This window comes from Planktosalinus lacus (assembly GCF_014640155.1).
In the GTDB taxonomy this organism is placed as follows: Bacteria; Bacteroidota; Bacteroidia; order Flavobacteriales; family Flavobacteriaceae; genus Planktosalinus; species Planktosalinus lacus.
Genome location: NZ_BMGK01000001.1, coordinates 275,931 through 301,287, shown reverse-complemented (window position 1 = coordinate 301,287; position 25,357 = coordinate 275,931). Strand labels below are relative to the sequence as shown.

At 37.4% G+C, this 25,357-nt stretch carries 16 protein-coding genes; 7 read left to right on the top strand and 9 right to left on the bottom strand.

Going from position 1 to position 25,357, the window contains the following annotated elements; genetic code table 11:
• Complete coding sequence (locus IEV69_RS01410) at positions 1-765, bottom strand: exodeoxyribonuclease III (RefSeq protein ID WP_188438719.1); 765 nt, start codon at positions 763-765, stop codon at positions 1-3.
• Between the two features lie 160 nt (positions 766-925).
• Here IEV69_RS01410 and IEV69_RS01405 point away from each other — a divergent pair, with 160 nt between their 5' ends.
• Positions 926-4,339 (top strand): DUF8818 domain-containing protein, encoded by a 3,414-nt coding sequence (locus IEV69_RS01405; RefSeq protein WP_188438717.1) that lies wholly within the window; start codon positions 926-928, stop codon positions 4,337-4,339.
• Between the two features lie 59 nt (positions 4,340-4,398).
• Here the strand turns inward: IEV69_RS01405 and IEV69_RS01400 are convergent, their stop codons facing one another.
• Positions 4,399-6,663 (bottom strand): T9SS type A sorting domain-containing protein, encoded by a 2,265-nt coding sequence (locus tag IEV69_RS01400; protein ID WP_188438715.1) that lies wholly within the window; start codon positions 6,661-6,663, stop codon positions 4,399-4,401.
• Between the two features lie 179 nt (positions 6,664-6,842).
• Between IEV69_RS01400 and IEV69_RS01395 the strand changes: the two genes are divergently transcribed.
• Entirely contained in the window at positions 6,843-7,103 is a 261-nt protein-coding gene (locus IEV69_RS01395; RefSeq protein WP_188438714.1) for a hypothetical protein, read from the top strand.
• Between the two features lie 51 nt (positions 7,104-7,154).
• On the opposite strand, the gene IEV69_RS01390 is transcribed toward IEV69_RS01395, so the two are convergent.
• Both IEV69_RS01390 and IEV69_RS01385 read right to left on the bottom strand, forming a co-directional pair.
• Positions 7,155-10,076 carry a proprotein convertase P-domain-containing protein gene (locus tag IEV69_RS01390; protein ID WP_188438712.1) on the bottom strand — a complete coding sequence of 974 codons (2,922 nt, stop codon included), beginning with the start codon at positions 10,074-10,076 and terminating at the stop codon, positions 7,155-7,157.
• A gap of 154 nt (positions 10,077-10,230) precedes the next feature.
• Positions 10,231-12,456 (bottom strand): T9SS type A sorting domain-containing protein, encoded by a 2,226-nt coding sequence (locus IEV69_RS01385; protein ID WP_188438711.1) that lies wholly within the window; start codon positions 12,454-12,456, stop codon positions 10,231-10,233.
• Positions 12,457-12,915: 459 nt separating this feature from the next.
• On the opposite strand from IEV69_RS01385, the gene IEV69_RS01380 reads away from it, so the two are divergent.
• From IEV69_RS01380 to IEV69_RS01370, 3 genes are all read left to right on the top strand, one after another.
• Entirely contained in the window at positions 12,916-13,587 is a 672-nt protein-coding gene (locus tag IEV69_RS01380; RefSeq protein ID WP_188438709.1) for a succinate dehydrogenase cytochrome b subunit, read from the top strand.
• Positions 13,588-13,597: 10 nt separating this feature from the next.
• Complete coding sequence (locus tag IEV69_RS01375; RefSeq protein ID WP_188438707.1) at positions 13,598-15,601, top strand: fumarate reductase/succinate dehydrogenase flavoprotein subunit; 2,004 nt, start codon at positions 13,598-13,600, stop codon at positions 15,599-15,601.
• A gap of 66 nt (positions 15,602-15,667) precedes the next feature.
• Positions 15,668-16,414 carry a succinate dehydrogenase/fumarate reductase iron-sulfur subunit gene (locus tag IEV69_RS01370; protein WP_188438706.1) on the top strand — a complete coding sequence of 249 codons (747 nt, stop codon included), beginning with the start codon at positions 15,668-15,670 and terminating at the stop codon, positions 16,412-16,414.
• A gap of 67 nt (positions 16,415-16,481) precedes the next feature.
• Here IEV69_RS01370 and IEV69_RS01365 read toward each other — a convergent pair whose 3' ends face one another.
• The 4 genes from IEV69_RS01365 to IEV69_RS01350 all read right to left on the bottom strand — a co-directional run bounded on the left by IEV69_RS01365 (position 16,482) and on the right by IEV69_RS01350 (position 21,379).
• Positions 16,482-18,023 (bottom strand): Rne/Rng family ribonuclease, encoded by a 1,542-nt coding sequence (locus IEV69_RS01365; RefSeq protein ID WP_188438704.1) that lies wholly within the window; start codon positions 18,021-18,023, stop codon positions 16,482-16,484.
• Positions 18,024-18,355: 332 nt separating this feature from the next.
• Entirely contained in the window at positions 18,356-18,646 is a 291-nt protein-coding gene (locus IEV69_RS01360; RefSeq protein ID WP_188438702.1) for an HU family DNA-binding protein, read from the bottom strand.
• A gap of 241 nt (positions 18,647-18,887) precedes the next feature.
• Positions 18,888-20,423, bottom strand: coding sequence for a glycine--tRNA ligase (locus IEV69_RS01355; protein ID WP_188438700.1), 1,536 nt, complete (start codon positions 20,421-20,423; stop codon positions 18,888-18,890).
• A 68-nt stretch (positions 20,424-20,491) separates the two neighbouring features.
• Entirely contained in the window at positions 20,492-21,379 is an 888-nt protein-coding gene (locus IEV69_RS01350; RefSeq protein ID WP_188438698.1) for a DUF8428 domain-containing protein, read from the bottom strand.
• Positions 21,380-21,475: 96 nt separating this feature from the next.
• On the opposite strand from IEV69_RS01350, the gene IEV69_RS01345 reads away from it, so the two are divergent.
• Positions 21,476-22,144, top strand: a complete 669-nt coding sequence (locus IEV69_RS01345; RefSeq protein WP_188438696.1) for a ComF family protein — start codon at positions 21,476-21,478, stop codon at positions 22,142-22,144.
• 65 nt (positions 22,145-22,209) lie between these two features.
• Positions 22,210-23,817, top strand: coding sequence for an Ig-like domain-containing domain (locus IEV69_RS01340; protein ID WP_188438693.1), 1,608 nt, complete (start codon positions 22,210-22,212; stop codon positions 23,815-23,817).
• Between the two features lie 48 nt (positions 23,818-23,865).
• Here the strand turns inward: IEV69_RS01340 and IEV69_RS01335 are convergent, their stop codons facing one another.
• Complete coding sequence (locus tag IEV69_RS01335) at positions 23,866-25,350, bottom strand: SGNH/GDSL hydrolase family protein (protein WP_188438691.1); 1,485 nt, start codon at positions 25,348-25,350, stop codon at positions 23,866-23,868.
• Positions 25,351-25,357 lie beyond the last annotated feature (7 nt).

The window sequence follows — 25,357 nt, the reverse complement described above, 5'->3', positions numbered from 1 at the left end:
TTACCTGTCAATTTCAACCAACAGCGGACAGTGATCGCTGTGCTTGGCTTCAGGTAATATAACGGAGCGTTTGAGTTTTTCTTGTAAAGCTTGGGTGACCATGTGATAATCAATACGCCATCCTTTATTGTTGTTTCTAGCATTAGCACGATAACTCCACCAGGTATAATTGTGGGGTTCCTGATTGAATTCACGAAAGGAATCAACAAAACCACTTTCTACAAATTTACTTAACCAGTCACGCTCCTCGGGCAGAAACCCTGAAACTTTTGCATTTCTTATGGGATCGTGAATGTCTATAGGTTTATGACAAATGTTGTAATCACCTGAAACAATTAAGTTGGGGATGTCTCTTCTCAGGTCCTTAGAATATTCCAAAAAGTCGTCCATATAATTGAACTTGAATCCCAGGCGTGCATCATTCGTCCCGCTGGGAAGGTACATGCTCATCACAGAAATGTCATCAAAATCTGCTCTGATGTTTCTTCCTTCAAAGTCCATGTAGTCTATTCCAGTGCCATATTCTATGTGATTTGGTTTAATTTTTGAAAGAATTGCAACCCCACTATAGCCCTTTTTTTCAGCTGAAAACCAATAGTTGTATTCATAGCCTGCATCCTCAAACATGGCAAGTTCCAATTGGCTTTTATGTGCCTTGGTTTCCTGAAGACAAACCACATCTGGATTTGCCTGTTTCAGCCACTCAAAAAAACCTTTGTTAATAGCAGCTCTGATTCCGTTAACGTTGTATGATACTATTTTCATTTCATTTATTCCCGCGAAGGAGGAATCTTATTTTTAATATTCCTATTTTTTTTCAATGCTAAAATAAATAAACTCCCAGACTTTCCTTAGAAGATATAAACAAAGATTTCAATACATTTATCAATAAAATAAATAGCCACGCTTTCAGTTTAAGTAATTGATGAAATACCAATTTTTAGCTGTATTTTTTTTGATAGGGTTTTTTTGCTTTTCGCAGGAAGGTTCAACCAATTACCGAACCGTGAAAGTTGTGGTTCAAGATTCTATTGTGCTTGATTCGGTGAGTATCAATCCGGCTCGTTTTGTTTTGAAGGATAAAGACGATAAAGCAATTGACACCTCAAAATATCGTGTAAATTTTGAAACAGCTGTGGTTTTTTTGTATGAAGATATTCAAAATTCACTAGATTCTGTAACAATAAGCTACTTAAACTACCCGGGGTTTTTAACCAAAAAATACTCTTTACTTGACGCTTCCATTATTTCTGAAAGCACAGGAGCGATGGACCGTTTGTATTCATTACAACAATCAACGCGCACAAATACCTTCGTTCCTTTTGAAGGGTTGAATTCCAGCGGAAGCATTTCCAGAGGAATCACAATAGGCAACAATCAAAATGCTGTTGTGAACTCTGAACTGGACCTTCAAATCACTGGTAAACTAAGTGATCGGGTGGGCATTAGAGCTTCTATCCAGGACGCTAACATACCGGTTCAGGAAGGTGGTTATTCTCAAAATTTAAACGAATTTGACCAAATTTTCATTGAACTTTTTAGCGACAATTGGACCATTAGAGCTGGTGATATTGATTTGGAAAACCAATCGAGTTATTTTGCGAGATTTCAAAAAAAAATTCAGGGCTTGTCAGTAAAAGGAACACTCAGCGGGGAGGATTCTCAAACCTCGATGCATCTTTCCGGAGGGGTTGTCCGTGGGGTTTTTGCCAGAAGCCAGTTTGTGGGTCAGGAAGGAAACCAGGGTCCCTATAAGTTAATTGGTCCCAATGGTGAACTGTATATATTAATCATCTCAGGAAGTGAGCGTGTTTATATAAACGGGCTTTTACTTAAGCGAGGTGAAAATGCCGACTATGTGATAGATTACAACGCCGGTGAAGTAAGGTTTAACAATACATTTCCGATTACGGCCGATATGCGTATAGTGATTGAGTATCAATATTCCGATCGTAATTACACGCGTTTTATTGGTTATGGCGGAGGAAACTATACTTCCGAAAAACTGGATATTGGGGCTTATGGATATATCGAAAGTGATTTAAAAAATCAGCCCTTGCAACAAAACCTTTCGGAAGAACAAGTACAAATTCTTCAAAATGCCGGAGACGATACAGAGCAAATGGTCGCTCCATCTGCAGTTCCAGATTCTTATTCTGATAATAAAATTTTGTATAAAAAAGAATTGTTTGAAGGACAGGAAATCTTTGTTTTTTCAAACAACCCTGAAGACGAACTTTTTCAAGTAAGATTTACGTTGGTTGGAGAAAATCAGGGCGACTACGTCATTTCAGATAATTCAGCCATAAGCAGGATTTTTGAATTTGTTCCCCCTGTTAGTGGAGTTCCACAAGGGAACTATGCGCCGGTTATTCAGCTTTTTGCTCCCACTCAACTTCAGGTGGGTGGGGTACAAGGAAGTTATCGCCCTGGAGAAAAATCAACTGTTGGCTTTGAACTTGCCGCCAGCAAAAAAGATTTAAATTTATTTTCTAATCTGGATAATGATGACAACAACGGGTTTGCATTCAAAATTCAGACAAAACATAATTTATATAGTCAGGAAGAGGGTCTTCAGATTGACGGCTATTTAAACGCTGATTATATAGACCAAGACTTCAATACCATAGAACGTTTATATGCTGTAGAATTTAATCGAGACTGGAATCTTGAAAACCCGGAAGGCAACCAAAGCTTGGTAGTTGCGGGGCTACAAATTGCAGATACCAACCTTGGAAATGCAACATATGAGTTTCAAAAACTTGATTTTTCTGAAAATTTTGACGGAAGTCGGCACGTCTTGAATGCATCTGGAAAAATAGGGAACCTAAATTCTCAGGTTTATGGAAGTATTTTAGAGAATTCAGGTCCCACTCAAAAATCTTCTTTTTTACGGTTCAATGCAAATACTGTTTATGACTTTAATAAGATATGGGTGGGTGCAAAAATTGCCAAAGAAGACAATGAGCAACGCATTTTGGCAACAGACAGTATCACACCTATAAGTCAAAGGTTTTTTGCCTATGAAGGATTTGTTGGACTGGGCGACAGCACTTCGGTTTATGTTGAAATGGGGTATCGAAAAAGAGTAAATGACAGCGTCAAAGTCAATGAATTACAACGGGTAAGTCAATCCAATACATATTATTTAAAATCACAACTTCTTCAATCTGAAAACACCCAACTTTCAATTTTTGCTAATTACAGACAATTGAAGGACGAATATGGAGACAATGAAAACGAACAATCCATCACCAGCCGGATTTTATTTAATCAACGCTTATTCAATGGTGCCGTGCAATGGAACTCCACGTTTGAAACCAACAGTGGTGTGCTCCCACAGCAAGAATTCACTTTCGTGGAAGTAGAGCCAGGTCAGGGTACTCACGTTTGGAATGATTATAATGAAAATGGTGTTCAGGACCTGGAGGAGTTTGAAATTGCACAATTTCCGGATGAAGCCATTTTTGTGAGGGTTTTACTTCCCAATCAGGTTTTTGTGAAAATTTATCAGAACAAGTTTGGACAGGTTCTTACTGTAAATCCGGGGAATTTCACTAATAACCAATCCGCAAAAAATATTCTCTCTAAATTTTATAATCAAACGTCTTATCTAATCGACAGAAAAACTCTTCGTCAGGGAAATTCATTGGACATTAATCCGTTTAGCGAAGAAGAGGAAAACCAACTGGGCTTGGCCTTAAACTTTAGGAATATTCTGTTTTTTAACCGGGGTAAACAACATTACACAACCAGCTATACTTTCACAAACTCAAAAGCCAACAATTTACTTTCGGTGGGATTACAAAAAAATACTTTACAAAGTCATCAATTAAATTTTAGTCACAAAATTAAGCAAAGCTGGTTGGTTAACTTTAAATCTCATTTTAGTGAAAACAAAACATCTTCAGAAAATTTTGACCAGCGAAACTTTACAATTGAAAGTTATGACTTGGCACCAAAAATTTCTTATTTGTTTTCTGAAAATGCTGAGTTTTCTGTACTATATCAGTTTACAAACAAAGAAAATTTATTGGGTGAAAGAGAAAACTTGAAGCAACAAAAAATGGGATTAGAATTCACATACAATCAATCTGAAAACTATTCAATCAACGGAGGGTTCAATTTTATTTCAAATGATTTTAATGGAAATGCATTTTCTCCTGTGGCATTTCAAATGCTGGAGGGATTGCAGCCTGATAAAAACTTTACCTGGAACTTACTTTTTCAAAAAAGTATTACAAAATACCTGGATGCCAATCTTTCTTACCTTGGAAGAAAAAGTGAAAGCTCTAACACAATTCACACCGGCACTATTCAGTTAAAGGCTTACTTTTAATCATAAAAAAAAGACCTCACGGTAAATGAGGTCTTTTAAAACTAATAGTGCTTAAAGAATTATTTTAAAATTAATTTTTTAGTTGTTGTACTGTTAGTTTCAACATCTGTTAGTTTTACAAAATACAATCCTACAGCGTTATTTGATAAATCAAGACTAAATAAGTTGTTTTCATTATCTCCTTTTGTGATAACTTGCCCAACAACATTAAAAACTTCATAGTTTAAATTGTTTCCTGTAGTATTTGATATCGTAACCATGCCGGTTGAAGGATTTGGATATAAGGAGACCTGAGTTGAAAGTTGATTTTCACCAGTACTCAATACATTAAAATTGCTGAAAGTAACAGATTCTGAAGATTCAAATTCACCTCCTTCAATAATGATAGTCCCGTCTTCTGTTTCAAGAGAGTAACTTCCATTTCCAAAACCACAACAAATTCCATCTCCAAAGTCATCAATAATTGTAAATGTGTAACAATCGTCTGATGATAGTGTAAAGGTCTCTTCTATGGTTTGTCCGTCTTGACCAGGGTAAGGTCCACCTGAATATAAAGTTGCTCCTGCAGAGTTTAAGAATTCCCAGGTTGTTTCTTCCGGGTAATCATCAAGAACAATTGTCAAGTTTACTTCGGGAGTAATGAATTCTTCCGGAGCTTCAAAGCTAACATTTGCTTCATTGTTACCGGGAAATTCATCAGGTTGTCCATTTGGGTTTTCCAGTGTGGCTGTAAAAGTTCCATTTTGGTTAATTGCAACGGCATCAAGTATAATTTCTTCTTGCTCTCCATTTTCAAGACTTCCTGTCCATTCAATTTGAGTTAAACTTGTGCCTTCCAATCCATATTCAATATCTGCTGAAACCAGTGTTTCTGAACCCAAGTTTCTAACAACTAAAACAGGCTCAATCACATTATCACATAATAAAGTTTCTACATTATTGATAGAAATTCCGGCATTGTATGCCAACACTTCAAAAGGTGGGTTTGCATCAATTGTTACCAGTCCTGTTGCATCTGGGTCGAGCCAGTCTTCAAGTCGAGTAGCAGGCGTTGCTCCATCAGCCCAGGATCTTCCAAATCGGCCATATTCATCCCATTGGTTATTATCATTTGTTCCTGCACAGGCTGCAGCCCCGCGCCAAAGTTGTCCAACAATTTTTCCTTGAGGATCAAATAATGGTGACCCCGAAGAACCTCCTTCAGTTACACCTAAATCCCAATCGAAAACACGCCAAACAGGTTCATTCCCATTTTGAGTAAGTTGACCGGGAGCATTGTCATCAACACATACTTTCATAATGTCTCCAGATGGATGGTGTATTCCCCAGGTCTTATCAGGAATATCGTCACTCCTATCCCAACCGTTCCAAACAACGTCCCAGGCTCCTGGAATTGGGTTATTAATTTCAACTAAACAGAAATCTGATGGCCCAATTCTAGATCTTAAAGTCGCACCACTCATTGTTTGAGTTGTTGGACCGTTTGTGCTGTTTTGAGTAGATGCACAAACGGGATCAGGGCTTATCCAGTTAAACCTGAATGCCCAAGTAGCAGGGTTACTATAGCAATGATTTGCTGTTAAGACATAAGGTGTTCCATCATTTGATGTGTTATTGATTAATGAAGCTGAACAAAACCCACTTGAACCTGACAACAACATTACTACCCCTTTTTTGTTGTGATTTTTAAGGTCTTCAAATTCACCAATAGGACAGTCAACATCATGATTACAATCTCCGGAGTCGTTCAATCCTTTCTCAACAGCAAAATTGCTTTGTGACCTATATCCATGAACTACCTTGCCAATTTGAAGAATTCCTTGGCCTTGTACTTTTGCAGGTTCATAATACTCAATCCAGACATCTTCACCGTCTACCAACCAAGTTCCGAGAGTTCTTTCACTGTTATTTTGGCTGTGATCATAGGCTCCTAATAAATCTGATTTGTCATTATTGTACAAGAAAATTTTTCCTCCTCTTGGCATATAAAAATCTTCAAATAGAAAATTCATAGTAATAGCGCCTTCTGACTGATATCTAATTCGCCATATACGAGCTCCATTATCAAGTGTTGTCCACTCTCCTGAATTTTCAAGTGTATGGTTTACGATAAATTCTTTTCCAAATCGCCAGGGTCTGTCGCCTTGCCCGTCATAAATAGCATCTTCAGCTTGCATCGCCTGAAGATCAAATTTTGGCATTTTAATACTTTCTAAGTTTTTGAGATTGCTTAACTTCCAACTTTCAGGAGTCCCTTCATTGGTTACCTGTGCCGAAACGATGAATGTGCAACACAAAAAGAAATACAATAGTGTTTTTTTCATTTTTTGTTTAATTAATTAAATTATTGTTAATTTTAGTGCTAATTTTAAGTATTTTCAATTTTAAATACTTAGCTTTCAACATTATAAAAATATGAATTATGACTTTAAACATAAAATATTTAACCCTTTTCTTTTTTGTTGTTTTATTTTCTTGTAACAGTTCTAAAAAATCTTCTGAAATGGAAATTTCAAAAAATGAATCTGAAATGATAGAAAAAGGTTTTCAAAAAGCAGTTGTCATTTTTTCTGAAAATGAAAATGCTTGCCCCTATACACTCTCTGTTGAAGGGGTCGATTATCTTTTAGACCCAGTTAATTTAGATAAGAATTTTAAAGTGAATCAAGAAAAAATTTGGGTAAGTTACAGATCATTAAGAATGGCCAACAGATGTAACAAGGCAACCCCTGTAGAAATTATTGAAATTGAAAAAAGAAAATAAAAAAAGGCTGTCAAAATTTGACAGCCTTTTAAAGCTATAGAATAAGAAGGTTTATTTTACAATTATTCTTTTAACGCTTCCTATTTCTTTATTACCTATTCTTACCAGATAAACACCTGTAGCTGCATAAGACATGTCCAATTCATATTTGTACCCTGTTCCGTCTTCATTTTTAAGCACATTGCTAAATAGCTTCTGACCTAACATATTGTGAACAGTAATGTTTAATCTGTCATAATCTATAGAAGTTGGCAATAATACATCAAAAAGTTTATCGCCTTTATTAATAATCAATAATTCTGTGTCGTCTATATTATTATCACCTATACTTAAATTTGGATCTCCACATAACTGAAGTGTCCAGTCCAATAGTGTACCCCCATCTCCACCTGCGTTATCGGTAATAACTAGTGACCAGTCACCGGCCGAGTTAATCCCGCTGAAGTCAGCCAAAGAGCCATCAGGTCTAAACGTGCCTGAATATGGAGGAGTACCACTCGCTATGGGTGTAGCTGCTTCATCATCAAATGTTGTATTTGTTAAATTATCACCACTGCCCCCATGTCTGTCAAACAAAACAACTTCAGTGTTATCTGGACCTACAAGTTTAATGTCCAAATCTCCAACCCAACTATGCGTAGCATTGATTGTAACATTCACATCATTTACAATAAAGTCATCTGTAAAGGTGATTACTGATGTATTTACTGCTCCGGCTCCCGGACCAATGGGTGTATTAGGTGAAACTGTTTCTGAACTACAAGAAAGATTTACGACCGTTTTAGTCGTGCTATCATTGCTATTATCTGAATCACTTCCTAATAATGTAGCTGATTCAAATTCATAAGTACCAGGAGTTGAAATGTCAGCTAACTCATTGAAAGTATAGTTTATAGTGCTTCCTGCATTTACAGTAGAATTAACAGTTTCAACTACTGGTGTGCCTCCATTTATTGAGTAAGAAACGTCAAAATTTGAAGCATTCGCTGTTCCAAAGTTTTCTATAACAATAGTTACTGATTCATTTCCTAATCCTTCACCATTTTCGGGGCTTGTAATATCAGAAACACCTATATCATTAGCAAAAATATGTGTTACATTTTTTGTAGTGCTATCATTTGAAGAATCTTCGTCCCCTGATAAGTTAGTAGAAGCAACAATTTCATAGGTTTGACCTTCATTAGACAAATCAAGTGTTGCTGTAAATGTATAATTTACAGAGTTTGACGATTCAATGGGTCCTGGGATAACCTCATTTGCAATTAAGTTTCCATCTAAAGTCAAACTAACCGGAATATTTGTTTGAGTATCTAACCCAAAGTTAAACACAGAAATTTCGACCTCTTCATTATTGGTAAGTGCGCCATCATTTGGTGTGTTTATAACTACAACACCCATATCATCATTAAAATCTGGTGCTATTTTAAATCTTCCAACAACACCTTTCCTACCACTATTCACATATTCATTGATAAACCAAAACGTTTTATCGTCATCAGGATCAATGTCAATTTTGTTATAATCTCCATATCTTAAACCGGGAATATTTGCATTACCCGCGGCAATTAACTCTTCTGAAATAGTCATGGTTCCAAGAGGGTCATTTGCAAACCTACCTGTGTAATAAGAACTAACTCTAAAGTCAGTTGGGTTTGGTGTGGTTGGGCCAGCCATTCCTGAATATCCCATTCCTATGTTTCCTGAGGCATCCATCATTAAACTGGCATGCCACGCGTGTTTTCCATCTGTTGAAATATGAGTACCTTCTTGATGAATTATCCAGGGGTCACCATCTGCGTCTTGTCTTAATTCAAACCATCTTACTCCAGCGAGTTCTCCAGCTGTAGCATCAGTGTCAACAACAAAGTTAAAAACAGCCGAATTATGAGAACCAAATTTTCTAAACTGAGCTTGGTTCATAATCGTTGCTTGAAGAGCATCGATTGGCACTCCATTATTAGGTTGAGTTAAATTTGAAAAACTTCCTCCGTCAAAAACTGATATGAATGGTGTGGTAGTTAATTCAACTGGTGCACTCATTACAGAATTTCCTGGGGTAACCCAATCTACTGTCAAACTCCAAAGTTTCAAATGATCTTCTGAAACACCAGCCCAAGCATCATCTTGTAAATAAACAAAAGTAGCATTACCGGCTGAAGGCATATCATCATTAGTAACATTTAACGCTTGAGGGCTATAAAAACCACTCGTAACAATTCCCGGTAAGTTAAACCCAATGATTTGAGCATTAGCGTCTCCATTTAACATGGCGTCCCTTTCAAGTGCCCATACTTTATTATTAGACCCTGTATTGTCTGTCATATAATAACCATCACTCCAAACTGACAGCTTTTGATAATCATTAATTTGAGGAATGTTATAATTAAACCATCCATCATTGACTGGGTCAGGACCATCTGAAACTGCAATTTGAGCTCCACCTCCTAAAAAGCTGATTACCCATCTATCTGCAGCACTATCATAAGAAACAGTTAAATCACAGCAACCTCCGTTTGGAAATATTGTTGGGTTTGGTGCTATTTGTCCAGTCAAAGGATTACCCTCTTTGTCAAAAATTCTAAACCCAGTGTTAAAAGTAACTACTACGTGATTTGGACCTACTGCGAGATCAGGATCTGTTGGTTGTGAAGCAGAAGAATAAGCATCAAAAACCAAATCAGGTTCTCTGCCCGGAATAGATTGGGTTAATTGATGAGCATTTCTAACAAAATAATCATCCTCTATTTGAGGATCTTTTCCTACAAGTACTTTGTGTGGAAAAGCTCTTCCGTCTTCAATTTGCCCTCCAACCTTTTCTCTTGAAGGTAAAAGTTCTCCCTGAGATGCAATTGAGGGAACATATTGCATCGTCATTGTTCCAATGTGGGAAGGACCTGTTGGTTCATTTTCCTGAGCTTCTATTGCCATTGAAAAAATCAAAAGCAGAGAAGCAAATAAATAATGTGATTTCATAAGTTTTAGTTTTAATTTTACTTGCCAGTAAATTTAACTATTTTTTAGGTTTTAAACATCTATTGTCGAATTAAATAATTTATTGCCAAATAGGTATAAAAAAAAGCCGTTAAAAATTAACGGCCTTTTAAAGTTTTGAGTTCTATTGAGTAGCCTATTTTACAATAATTCTCTTAACTAAACCCTTTGTATCAGTCCCTATTCTCACAAGGTATACACCGGATGCTGCATAGGACATATTAAGATTATAACTGTAAGTTCCATTGTTATTTTCCAATAAATTATACGCAATCACCTGGCCGCTAACATTGTATACTTCTATAAAAACCTTGCTTTCAATGTTTTGGTTTGTTGTTAAAATTGCTTCAAATTGATTATTACCTTGGTTCACAACAATCAAATCAGCATTTTCAAGTGGAATATCATTGATGTTGAGTGTTTCATTTTCTACTTCTTTGGTAGTTTCATCATTATTTGGATCTTCATCCCCTGATAGGTCAGTACCTGCTGTGATAGAATATGTTTCTCCGGCAGTGCTTAGGTCTGCTGTTTCGGTAAAAGTAAACTCTACATTTTCCAGTGGGTCTAAAGTTCCCGTAAAAGTTTCTACAACATTAGCACCCCCATCAATATTGAAATAAACATCAAAATTTGATTGTACCTGGGTTCCGAAGTTTCTGATGGTTACAGTTACCTCCTCTTCATCAGTTAAAGGACCACTAAACGGGGTTACAATCTGAACAACTCCTAAGTCATTATCAAAATTTGGAGCAATTTTAAAAGAACTGATAATGTTTCTTCTATTGTTATTGAAAAACTCATTATTGTTATAGAAAGTTAATCCATCTAATGGGTCTATTACCGTATGTGAATAATCCGCATAGCGAGTATTTGTGTTATTGGCAGTACTTAACCCTATTTCTGTTTCTGAAATTGTCATGTCTCCAAGCGGATCATTTGCAAGTCTCCCGGTATATTTAATCGCAATTTTTTCCTGAACGTCTCTTGTTCCAACAGTAGAGTAAGCCATACCTATGTTTCCATCAACATCAATGGCCATACTTCCATTAAATGCACTTTTTTCTCCAGGAGATGTGTATGTGCCTTCTTGGTGAATCGTCCAAGCTCCTCCTCCAACATCTTGACGAATTTCATACCAACGAATTCCTGCCTGATTGGTTCCGCTAGCATTAACTCTGACAACAAAATTTAAAACAGCAGAATTATAAGTTGGAAACTTTCGCAATTGAGCTTGATTCATAATTGTAGCCTGCATGGCGTCAATTGCCGGGCCACCTCCTGGCTGTGGTAAATTTGAGAAACTTCCTCCGTTGAAAACTCCATTAAATGGAGCTACAGGCACTTGAACTGCAGAAGATATACTTGAGTTTGCAGGGACTTCCCAATCTACATCAACAGTCCATAGCTTCAAATGGTCTGAGGCAACTCCTGCCCAGGCATCATCTTGCTGGTAAACGACAGTAGCTTCAGTTTCTGGAAGATCATCTCCCATTGCACTAAGAACTTGAGGACTATAAAATCCTGATGTTACAATACCAGGCAGCGGAAATGATTGGAATTGTGCGGGTTCTCCCAATAACATTTTTTCTCTTTCAACTACAAATAATCTGTTTGAACTACCAATATTTGCAGTCACATAGTACCCATCATGCCAAATTGAAAATTTAGTATAGTCAGGAAACTGTCCTGTATTAAACTGACCTTGATATACAAACCAACCATCATTTATTGGGTCTGGTCCTTCTGATATAGCTACTTTAAAGCCATTCGGCCCTGCTCCTAAACCACTGAATTCAGTAATAACAAATCTATCTGCTTCGTGATCATAAAGAAAAATTGGATCTCCTATTACTGTTCCACTAAATATTGTATTAAGCGAAGCTGAATTGGTGATTGGGGTTAAATCCTTATTAAAAATCCTAAACCCAACATTCCAACCGGCAATTACATGGTTCGGACCAACAGTAATAGTAGGATCTGTAGGTGTAAATGATGGTCCGTTGTTAGCATTAGGATTTACATTTATGGGCTCACGACCAGGGTACTTTAATGCATTTTCAATCGCTCTTACTAATGGGTCACCTTGCCCTTCAGCTGGCAATCCTTTTCCGGGAATAACATTGTTTACGTGTTTGTGCTTTGGGTTTACTTCTGGTCCATCTATTTGCTCTCTGCCTTCACGACCGCTTAAACCCTCTATAAAAGTGCCATTTCGCATTTGTTCTGCAATACTGGGCACATAGGTAGGGGAAGCATAAAAACCAAAGTCTGTGGCTTTATGTCTGGGTTCTTCTTGCGCATTGGTAAAGCTTACAATGCAAACCAAAAGAACTAAACTTAGGTAATTTTTAAATTTCATAAATGTTTGTTTAAGTTAAGGGATTAGTTGAATTTTAATATTTAGGGCCTAAAAATATGTAATATTCAAAGATTTATAAAACCATTTTATGTTAAATTGCTAATTTTATGCTTATTGATTGTGTTTTTTGTAATTTCATTGAAATTTAGCATCGTATTTATTGATACTCTCGACACTAATAAAGCAAAAACATAATTATTTTTTTAAACAGGCTAAACCCTAAAATCACCGCTTTAAAATAATTGAAATTATATTTTATTTTTCTACTACCTCAACTAAGAATTAATGCCTACTTTATTTTTATATAGACACTTTAATATTAAAGTTTTAATACACAAATACGATTAAACCATACAACTCTTTAAAACCATTCTAAATAGCCAACTTTAACCCTTAGTTAGCTTGTAGATAAGTTTCCATCATCGTATTTTTGTAAACCTTATAGTTAAATAAATTCAAATGAGCGGATTTTTAAATTCAACTATTGCAAGAAAGTTTGCAATGGCCCTTTCAGGACTATTTTTAGTCATCTTTTTAGCACAACATTTCTTCATCAATATTACTTCAGTTTTTAGCGCAGAAACATTCAATGAATTTTCTCATTTTATGGGAACAAATGGGTTTGTACAATATGTAGCTCAGCCTATCTTAATTTTTGGCGTTGTTTTTCACTTTGTTATGGGGTTTGTTCTTGAAATCAAAAACCGCAATGCTCGAAAAATATCCTATGCCAGATACAACGGTAGCGCTAATTCCTCCTGGATGTCACGCAATATGATCTACAGCGGTGGTTTTATCTTGATATTTTTGGTTATTCATTTCATCGATTTCTGGGTTCCCGAGATTAATATTAAATTTATTGAAGGTGATATGAGCGGGCTAGATGCTGCCGGTAATTACCGTTATTATGATCATGTAGTGCATTCTTTTGAACCAATCTGGAGAACAGTTTTGTATATTGTAGGTTTTGTCTTTCTGGCATTACACCTGATACATGGTTTTCAATCATCGTTTCAATCAATGGGGTTCAATAATAAATATTCCAAAGCCTTAAAAGGTTTTACAACCGCTTATGCCATCATTATTCCGCTTGGATTTATTTTCATTGCGTTGTATCACCACTTAAATTAATACTCATACTATGGCTAGTTTAGACTCAAAAACACCCGAAGGCTCCATTTCTGAAAAATGGACCAATCATAAAAATAAAATAAACCTGGTAAACCCAGCCAACAAGCGTAATATTGATGTCATTGTGGTGGGAACCGGGCTTGCCGGTGGTTCAGCTGCTGCAACACTGGCCGAGTTGGGTTACAATGTGAAAGCATTCTGTTTTCAGGATTCTCCGCGTCGTGCACACTCTATTGCCGCTCAAGGCGGAATCAATGCCGCTAAAAACTATCAGGGTGATGGTGATTCAACCTACCGTCTTTTCTATGACACTGTAAAGGGTGGTGACTACCGCTCACGCGAATCCAATGTCTATCGCCTGGCTGAGGTTTCAGCAAACATCATTGACCAGTGTGTCGCTCAAGGCGTGCCTTTTGCCCGTGAATATGGCGGCTTGCTTGACAACCGCTCTTTTGGAGGTGTTTTGGTTTCCAGAACCTTTTATGCCAAAGGCCAAACTGGGCAACAACTTTTATTGGGTGCTTATTCAGCGATGAACCGCCAGATAGGCCGCGGAAAAATAAAAATGTACAACCGTCACGAGATGCTTGATTTGGTCATCGTTGACGGAAAAGCAAGAGGCATCATTGCCCGAAACCTGGTTACAGGCGAAATTGAAAGACATTCTGCACACGCTGTGGTACTGGGTACCGGAGGGTATGGAAACGTGTTTTTCCTTTCGACCAATGCGATGGGAAGCAATGTGACGGCAGCCTGGAAAATTCATAAAAAAGGTGCTTATTTTGCCAACCCCTGTTATACACAAATTCACCCTACTTGTATTCCCGTTTCGGGAGACCATCAGTCAAAACTGACATTGATGTCTGAATCTTTACGTAATGATGGTAGAATCTGGGTGCCTGCAAAACTGGAAGACGCCAAAGCCATTCGTGAAGGAAAATTAAAACCCACCGATTTAAAAGAAGAAGACAGAGACTATTATTTGGAAAGAAGATATCCTTCTTTCGGAAACCTGGTGCCGCGTGATGTAGCTTCCAGAGCTGCAAAAGAACGTTGCGATGCCGGATTTGGTGTCAATAAAACAGGGGAGGCCGTGTATCTTGATTTCGCTTCAGCGATTGAGCGTTATGGAAAAGAGCAAGCACGTATAAAACATTTAGACGAAAACGATAAAACCTTAGTTCAAAAACTGGGAAAAGAAGTGGTTGCCAACAAATATGGAAACCTGTTCCAGATGTATGAAAAGATTGTGGATCAAAATCCGTATGAAACCCCAATGATGATTTATCCTGCCGTGCATTACACAATGGGTGGCATATGGGTAGATTACAACCTGATGACCACCATTGAAGGGTGTTATGCAATAGGCGAAGCCAACTTCTCTGATCACGGTGCGAACCGTTTGGGAGCTTCTGCATTAATGCAGGGACTGGCTGATGGTTATTTTGTGCTTCCTTATACAATCGGGAATTACCTTGCAAATGACATTCGCACCGGGAAAATCTCAACCGACTTGCCCGAGTTTGAAGCTGCTGAAAAAAATGTAAGGGCACAGATAGAACACTTTATGAATAACAAAGGGACTAAAACCGTGGACCATTTCCACAAACGCCTTGGAAAAATCATGTGGGACAAAGTAGGGATGGCAAGAAATGCCAAAGGATTGAATGAAGCCATTGAAGAAATTGCAGCTTTGCGTGATGAATTTTACAAAGAAGTGAGAGTTCCCGGCGCCGCAGATAAATTAAACCAGGAGTTGGAAAAAGCAATGCGTGTTGCAGATTTTCTGGAGCTTGGAGAGCTTTTCGCAAAAGATGCTTTACACAGAAATGAATCGTGTGGAGGTCACTTCCGTGAAGAATATCAAACTGAAGAAGGCGAGGCGTTGCGTGATGATGAAAACTTTGCCTATGTGGCTGCGTGGAAATACAAAGGAAAACCCAGCGAAGCAGTATTGCATAAAGAGGAATTGAATTTTGAAAATATTAAACTGGTTACGCGTAGCTATAAATAAGATTAGAGACTTGAGATGTTAGAGAATAGACTAACTCTCAATACTCACCATTAAAGTCTAAAAATTATGAATTTAACCCTAAAAATATGGCGTCAGTCTGATGCCGGTAAAAAAGGAAGAATAGTTGACTATAAAATTGATGATGTTTCACCTGATATGTCTTTTCTTGACATGCTCGATATGCTCAATGAACAATTGAACAATAAAGGTGAAGAGCCGGTTGCATTTGATCACGATTGCCGTGAAGGCATTTGCGGGTCTTGCTCATTGCAAATTAACGGTGAGCCCCATGGGCCGGACAGAATGATTACTACCTGCCAGTTGCACATGCGCACCTTTAAAGATGGTGACACTATTTATATAGAACCTTTCAGGGCGAAAGCATTTCCGGTAATTAAGGATTTGATTGTTGACAGAAGTTCGTTTGACAGAATCCAACATGCCGGCGGATTTATTTCAGTAAATACTTCCGGGAATACCATTGACGCCAATGCGATTCCGGTCAACAAGCACGATGCAGACAAGGCGTTTGATGCCGCAACTTGCATTGGGTGCGGAGCGTGTGTGGCAGCTTGTAAAAATGCCTCTGCGATGTTGTTTGTTTCGGCAAAAGTATCGCAGTTTGCCCTATTACCACAAGGAAAAATAGAAGCGACAGACCGTGTGCTCAACATGGTGCGCCAAATGGATGAAGAAGGTTTTGGAAACTGCTCCAATACCGGTGCCTGTGAGATTGAATGTCCTAAAGGTATTTCGCTGGAAAACATCGCCCGTATGAACAGGGAGTATATGAGTGCGAGTTTGAAAGGATAGATTCTAAAAGTATATAAACGCAAAAAGCGCTGAAATCCGGAAACAAGTTCAGGAATCAGCGCTTTTTTTATTTTATCTCTTTACCATCTTTATCAATAAAGTGGTATTCGAGATAGGTGTAAGCATCTCTTGGTTGAATTTTTACCCATTTTTTATGTTCTAAAAACCATTTAGAACGAATCGATGGAAAGCCTTTTATTAAGAAGGCTGCTATAAAAGGATGTGTGTTTAATGTAATCTTTTTATAGTCTTTTTTAATTAATCTTTTTAAATCACTGTTAATCCTGTCTATGATTAAAATAGGAGCCTCAATTTCTCCGGCTTCGCCGTTAGGATCAAGCTCTCGGGTTTTAATATTCATTTCAGGTCTAACACGTTGTCGTGTAATTTGGATCAATCCAAATTTACTGGGAGGCAAAATTTTATGTTTTGCCCGGTCATCTTTCATTTCATCACGTAAGTGATTGTAAAGTTGCTTTCTGTGGTTTGGATTTGACATGTCGATAAAATCGACTACAATAATCCCTCCCATATCGCGCAGTCGGAGTTGGCGAGCCAACTCTGTTGCTGCGATTATATTGACTTCAAGTGCTGTGGCTTCCTGGCTGTCTGATTTGTTAGAGCGGTTACCGCTGTTTACATCAACAACATGCAGGGCTTCAGTGTGTTCAATTACCAAATAGGCTCCTTTACTTCCTGAAACAGTGCGACCAAAAGACGTTTTTATTTGTCTTTCAATACCAAATTTTTCAAAAATGGGAACCTTGGAGTCATACAACCTAACGATTGATTCTTTTTGTGGTGCAACTTCGTGCACATAATCTTTAATTTTTAAGTAAAGCGCTTCGTCATCAATATGTATGGCCGTGAAAGAATCATTGAGTAAATCCCTGATAAGGGACAAGCCTCTGTTCATTTCACTCATTACTTTTGAAGGGTGATGCGCGTTTTGTAGCTTTTTACACATTGCAGACCAGCGGTCAAGCAAGTTTTGTAAATCTTTGTCCAGTTCTGCTACTTTTTTACCCTCTGCTACGGTTCTAATAATAACACCAAAGCCTTTTGGCCGGATGCTTTGTACCAATCGTTTTAAGCGTTCTTTTTCTTCTTTTGATTCTATTTTTTGAGAAATAGAAACACGATCTGAAAATGGAACCAAAACGATATACCTCCCTGCCAATGATAACTCAGAACTTATTCTGGGTCCTTTGGTGGAGATAGGTTCTTTTACTATTTGAACCAAAATGGATTGATTTGATTTGATGGCATCGTTTATCTTGCCATTTTTATCAATATCTTTCTCAAATGGGAAATTCTTTAAAGAGTAATCTTTAAGTTTACCTGTGCTTACAAGTTTTGTGAATTTCAATAAGGAAGGGAGTTGCGGCCCTAAATCCTGATAATGCAAGAATCCGTCTTTTTCGTATCCTACATTAACAAATGCGGCATTGAGACCAGGAACAGTTTTGCGGGTTTTGGCGATAAACACGTCACCAACAGCAAATTCACTGTCATCTTCTTCCTTATGCAATTCAATTAGTTTTCCATCTTTAAGAAGGGCAAAATCAACTTCTGAGGAACTGGATCTGATAAATAATTCGTAGTTCACTCTTAGTAATTTTTATCCGCCCCGTTTTATTGCTCTATAAGCATTTCAGGACAGATGGATTAAACAATATTTCTCACAGGTTTCTTACTTATAAAGTAAGAAAAATACCCGGTGAAACCTTAATTTGACACAAATAGTTTACCCAAAAACCATTGAATGTCAGTAAAATTTCTTTTTCAAAGAACGTTTTTCTTTTAACTAAAAAAAGTAGTTAGAAACTACTTTTTCTTATGGCGATTAGCGCGACTTCTCTTTTTGCGCTTATGGGTTGCTACCTTGTGTCTTTTCCTTTTTTTACCACTTGGCATAGTGTGTCTTTTTTAAGTTATTAATTATTTTACAACAACATTCTCTTTTACACTCTCTACAAAAACCTTTGCCGGTTTAAATGCAGGGATATTGTGTGCTGGAATTTTTATTGTTGTATTTTTTGAAATGTTTCTGCCAGTCTTTTCTGCTCTTGTTTTGATGATGAAACTTCCAAAACCACGTAAGTAAACATTGTCACCACTTTCAAGTGAAGTTTTTACTTCTGTCATAAAACTTTCTACAGTTGCCTGCACATCTCCTTTTTCCATTCCTAGCTTTTCTGAAATTTTAGCTACGATATCTGCTTTTGTCATTCTAATATAATTTAGGGATTAAAAATTAATTTTTTTACAAGACCGCAAATATAAGGATTTTAAAATCAACAATACAACCCTAAGGGATTAAAAAATAAACAGATATATGTTTTTTTAATTTTTTTTGACTTTTCTTAGTTGCTTACTCACTCACCTAGTACTCTTCAGAATGTCAGGTTGTTATTGGTTATTTTTGTTCCTTAATATTTTTCTAGCTTGAAATATTCTCCTCTTTTAGGTTTTATTTTAACCAGTTTTTGATCGCTACTTGTTTTCCGATAATTTCACTGAGATTTTCAATAGCCACTCGCTCTTGATTCATCGAATCCCGATGTCTGATAGTTACTTTATTGTCTGTTTTAGTATCGTGGTCTACAGTGATGCAAAAGGGAGTTCCAATAGCATCCTGTCTGCGGTAGCGTTTTCCTATTGCATCTTTTTCATCATAGGACACCTGAAAATCCCATTGTAATTCTTCGATTATTTTTTCTGCTATTTCGGGTAAACCGTCTTTTTTTATAAGCGGAAGGACTGCAGCTTTTGTAGGTGCAATCACAGCGGGTATTTTTAACACCAAACGTGTGCTCCCGTCTTCCAGGGTTTCTTCTTCCAGTGCTCTGCTGAATACCGCAAGGAACATTCTGTCCAAACCTATGGAAGTTTCAATGACATAAGGCACATAGCTTTTGTTTAATTCAGGGTCAAAAAACTGAAGCTTTTTACCTGAAAATTCTTCATGTGCTTTTAAATCAAAATCGGTGCGTGAGTGAATTCCTTCCAGTTCTTTAAAACCAAAAGGAAAATCAAACTCGATGTCGGTGGCAGCGTTGGCATAATGCGCCAATTTTTCGTGATCGTGAAAACGGTAGTTTTCTTTTCCTAAACCTAAGGACAGATGCCAGTTATATCTTACCTCTTTCCAATATTCATACCACTTCAATTCGTCGCCAGGGCGCACAAAATATTGCATTTCCATTTGTTCAAATTCACGCATTCTGAAAATAAACTGGCGAGCAACAATTTCATTTCTAAAGGCCTTTCCGGTTTGTGCAATACCAAAAGGAATTTTCATTCTTCCCGTCTTCTGCACATTGAGAAAGTTTACAAAGATTCCCTGGGCTGTTTCCGGGCGCAAATATAAATCGGTTGCTTTGTCTGCTGAAGCCCCCAGTTTCGTGCCAAACATCAGGTTAAATTGCTTCACATCGGTCCAGTTTTTAGAGCCTGTTAATGGGTCTGCAATTTCCAATTCTTCAATAAGAGCCTTGACATCAGCTAAGTCTTCTTTTTCAAGGGATTTTGCCAGGCGTTGTACAATTTCTTTTTGCTGAGTACGGTATCTGATGACACGCTCATTGGTTTCTACAAATTGCGCCTCATCAAAGGCGTCACCAAAACGCTTTTTGGCCTTTTCAATTTCTTTGAGTGCCTTTTGATGCAGTTTTTCGGCATAATCCTCGACAAGCACGTCAGCACGATAGCGTTTTTTCGAATCTTTATTATCAATCAAAGGGTCATTGAATGCATCAACGTGACCGGAAGCTTTCCAGGTAGTGGGGTGCATCAAGATGGCGGCATCAAGCCCCACGATGTTTTGGTGCATTTGCACCATACTTTTCCACCAGTATTCACGTATGTTATTTTTGAGTAAAACACCGTTTTGAGCATAATCATATACGGCATTGAGCCCGTCATATATTTCACTGGAGCCAAATATGAATCCGTATTCTTTGGCGTGTGAAACAACCTTCTTAAAATGTTCTTCTTTGTTTATCATTTGGCAAAAATAGAAAAAACCGCCCCGAAAATTGCCGAAGCGGTTTTAAATTTTGTTAGAAAGCTGTGTTATTTGAGTTCTAAAGTTGAATTTGCAATTAAACGAGGCCCATCAAATATATTGATGTGATAAATTCCTTCAATCAGATCGTCTTCAACTGCATTCACCAAAACACAAACATCCAATTCCTCATTTTCGTAAAAAATGTTTGAAGTTGTGCTGTAAGTCAATATTTTATCTTCAAAATTGACAATTGACTTTTCGCCCAGCACATTGTTTTCAGGGTTGATGACTTGTATGAAAAGCAATCTGTCTCCAGATTCAGCAATTTCATTGGCATTGATAGTGAAACAGGTCCTCACTTTGTCTGCTCTTCGTGAACGAGAAGTTTCTACAATTTTTCCACTGTTTCTTACAAGCACCCCTTCTCCTTTCAATCCGGAAATTTTAAGTGCGGAACCTTTTGCAACCACTTCTGCCAAAGCTTGGTTTTGCAATGAAATAGAATCTACTTTTTTAACTGTTTCATCGAGAACGAATGCAGTGCTGTCTTTTTCCACTTGTAGCTGCTCAGTTACAATCCTGAGACTATCTGCGCGTCTAAAAAGTACATCGCGCTCACTTTTTAAGTTATTTATCTCAATGCGATACCTTCTAATAAGATCAAGGTTTGCCTGAGCGTCTTTCACAGAATCCAGTAACACTTCAATGCGATCTCTTGCTTCGAGAAGTTTTAAGTCCTTTGTTTGATTGTCCTCTATGGTAAGGTTGTAATTTACCAGCAATTCTTCCAGCTCTTTTTCGATATCCATTTTTTGAATTTCAAGATTGGTGGTTGCTTCCTGTGAATCCTGGTAGAGTTTAATTGTAAAAATGGTCAAAGCAATCAGCAATAATGCAAGTATGCCAATAAACCATTTTAAGCTGTTGTTTTGTTTTTTATTTTCGGTTTCCATTTGGTTAGGTTAATTTTTGTAACTTGTAATAGTACGCTAATTTAGTTGAAGAAACCATAGTCGAGTGTTTAAAAAACGATAAAGTGTTAAAATTAAATGTTAAATCTTTTCTTTCCAAAACTTTGTAGAGGTTGTCAACGTGAGCTTTTGGCACACGAAGTAGAAATTTGCACCTATTGCAGACATAATCTTCCAATAGCATGTTTTCACAAAAACGGAAGCGATGAAATGCTTCAGGTTTTTTATGGCAGGATTCCGGTTGAAAATGCAACTGCTCTTTTTTATTTTAAAAAAAACGGATTGACCCAAAAGTTTGTACACGCACTCAAATATAGGGGTGTGAAATCTTTGGGTGCTGAATTTGGAAAATGGCTGGGTGCTGAACTTTCTGAATGTGATGCTTACCACACAGTGGAGGCCATTATTCCGGTTCCGTTACACAGAAAGAAGTTGAGACAAAGAGGGTATAATCAAGTAGAATTGTTTGGAAAAGAAATTGCTCAAGCCCTAAATGTTCCTTATATAGACGACGTTTTGGTGAAAATTACGCCCACAAAATCACAGGTATTCAAGGAACGATTAAGCCGAATTTTCAGCCAACAGGAAGTGTTTGAAGTTCAGCATCTTCAAAAAATCAAGGACAAGCACCTTTTAATTGTAGACGATCTTGTAACTTCAGGTGCAACTTTGGAAGCGTGTACTTCAAAGCTTTTAAAAGCCGGCGGAGTGAAGGTGAGTTTTGCAACAATTGCCATTACCAAATAGATTATAAAAACTACAATCAAAATTTATCAGTTAAAATTTGCACTATTTTTTCGCATCTTTGCAGTATGAAGGGTAATTATTTATACGTTTTTTTTCTGTTGTTGTTTTCATTGTCCTTTGTTGACTGTGCCAAACGCGGAAATCCTCAAGGAGGTGCGAGAGATACTATTCCGCCCGTAATATTAAAAGCTGTTCCTGAAAATTATTCTACAAATTTTAAGGGAAACGAGATCACCATAGAGTTTGATGAATACATAAAGCTGAAAGACCTTCAAAATCAGTTGGTCATCTCACCACCTTTAGACAATCAACCGGTAATCACTCCCTTTGGAACTTCAAAAACCTTAAAAATTGTTATTAATGACACCTTAAAAGAAAACACCACATACACAATCAATTTTGGGTCCAGCATTGTTGATAATAATGAAGACAACAGTTTTGATTATTTTAAATATGTATTTTCTACCGGAAGTTACATTGACAGTTTAAAGGTTTTAGGAACCATATCAGACGCGCTCAATCTCAATCCGGACGAGAAAGTAACTGTGATGTTATATGAAATAAATGAACAGTTTTCTGATTCAGTTATTTATAAAAACAAACCGCTCTATGTAGCTAGTTCTCAAAGTGCACCGGGCTTTTTTTCAATAGAAAACATAAAGGAAGGAGACTATTTATTAGTGGGTTTAAAAGACAACAATTCTAATTATAAATTTGATCCAAAAGTTGATAAAATCGGTTTTTTGGAAGATCCGATTTCAGTTCCGACTGACACCTCTTTTAACATCAACCTGTTTAAGGAAGTACCTGACTATTCAATGGTTCGTTTAAGTTCAGTCAATCGTCAAAAACTTCAGTTTGGGTATGAAGGCAATGTAGATAGTTTACAAATAGAATTGTTGAACTCTAAACCCTCCGGGTTTGAATATCAAATTACCAAAGAAAAAGAAAAGGATACTTTAAATTATTGGTTCACACCCATAATCGAAACAGACTCTTTGTCTTTTAAAGTAAGTAATCGCTCAAAAACAGACACCCTCTCAGTGAGACTTAAAGAAGAAGAGACAGACAGCTTGGTGGTTTCTCCGCTTAAAACAGGCACCTTATTACTTAACGAATCCTTTATGATTACTGCAAGCAATCCAATTGTTGATTTTGACAAAGAACACATTCAAATTATTGACAAAGACTCTGCATATGTAGATTTCAATATAGATTTTGATTCGTTTCACAATACCGTGAACTTACAATTTGAAAAGGAAGAGCGACAGGTGTATACGCTAAATCTATATCCTGAAAGCATCACCGATTTTTTTGGCGCGGTCATTGACACCCTTCAATTTAGAACAAATACCCGATCTATTTCAGATTATGGCTTTTTATCACTATCACTTGAAAATGTACTGGAATACCCATTAATAGTTCAATTGGTTACTGAAAGTGGGGAAGTGAGAAAAGAGTTTTATGCTGAAGACGAGCAGACTACTTTCAATTTTGAACACATTCTGCCAGGAATGCATTATGTGAGAATTATCTATGACACAAACAAAAATGGAAAGTGGGACACTGGAAGTTTCCTCAAAAAACAACAACCCGAAAGAGTAATTTACTTTCCAAAACTTTTAGATATCAGAGCAAACTGGACCCTGAATGAAACCTTTATTTTAGAATAAAAAAACCCGCGATTGCGGGTTTTTTTATTCATTATTATTTCGCTAAATCTACATAGAAGCAGGATATAACGTTATATAATCCCTGGCTTTCACTGCAGGCAAATTAGAGCCGTAAGTAGCATTTATGGCCTCCATAAAATTATTTGCTAAAAAAGCATAGCCTCTGGCTGTTGGGTGTACACCATCAAGTGAAAAAGCGCCACCAAACACCAGACTCGCATTCATAGTGTATTCATCAAACGCAACGCCTGTCTCAGCAACTGCATTTAATATTTCGTAGGCATCAACAAACGCCAACCCCTTTTGGTTTGCAACAGTTTCAATAACCTGATTAAATGCTAGGGTTGCATTGATCACATCTTCTTGTTCTGGTGTAGTTAAAACCCATTGATCTTCCAACGGAACAGTAACCCCATTAATTAATTGAGGGTTGTTGTTAACAGTTGTTCCAATAAACGTGGAAGAAGTAAGCACCAATAAGTCGTCAGAAGTGGTTTGTCTGTATGAAGGCAGGCCTAATCCGCTTAGGTCTGTTAAGTATTCATCAACGATAACCACTGAGTTTTGACCGGCAGAAAAGCTAATCGTTCTCTCTGCACGCTCATCAGCTGAAATCAATTGGGCTGCTTCTGCTTGTAACAAACCGGCATTGTATGCTGCATATGCCTGGCTTACAGCTCCTGCTGTAGCAGCATCCAATGGAACAGGATTGTAAGGAACCGTATTGAAATAAGGTATTGTCATAACATTTGGAATGTTTGCAACCACACCCTTTGCGCCTGATGCAGTCAAAGCATCTACCAATCCTGAGTACACTTGTGCAAACACATTGGGATCAGTGATGTCATTTCCACCATAAGTAGAAGGGTCTAAATTTCCCGCTTGATTAACACCGGCCCCACCACTGGTGGCATAACCCAATACATCATTGTTACCTATCCACAAAGAAAAGAAAGAAGGTTGCTGAGCAACGGCATCGTTGATTATCGTGGTGTTAGCGCTACTAGCAAATCTTACAAAGTAAGGGTTTGCCTGTCCAGTAGCTACCCCTGCAACATTTCCATAACCGGGTGCCAGTAAATGAAAACTTTTAGCACCGGGTACGCCCATATTATTAAATGAGCCACTTAAGGTATTGGTGATTTCTGTAGAAGGCATTCCTTGAACTCGCTCTGGACCTGCACCATTGAAAAACAATCTGTTTGCTGTAATCACATTACCACCCAGAAGGAGTCCTCCTAAATTGTCATTCATTAAGGGCTGGTTGAATTCACCCCCTCCTGCAAGAGCAAATTGCCCCGCAAGAATATTAGGCAATGAATTTTCCTGACCGGCAATAAATAAAGCGCCATCAGTATATCCGGCGGTTAATGAATTTCCTAAAGAAACATAATTTGAAAAGTCCGCTTCACCAGAAACAATCACAACCGGTTCATCATCTGTTGAAATGCTGTCATCGTCAGATTCACAAGCAACAAAAAGTGCTCCAACACAAAGCATTAGCCATTTATATTTTATACTATTGATTTTCATAATTCTA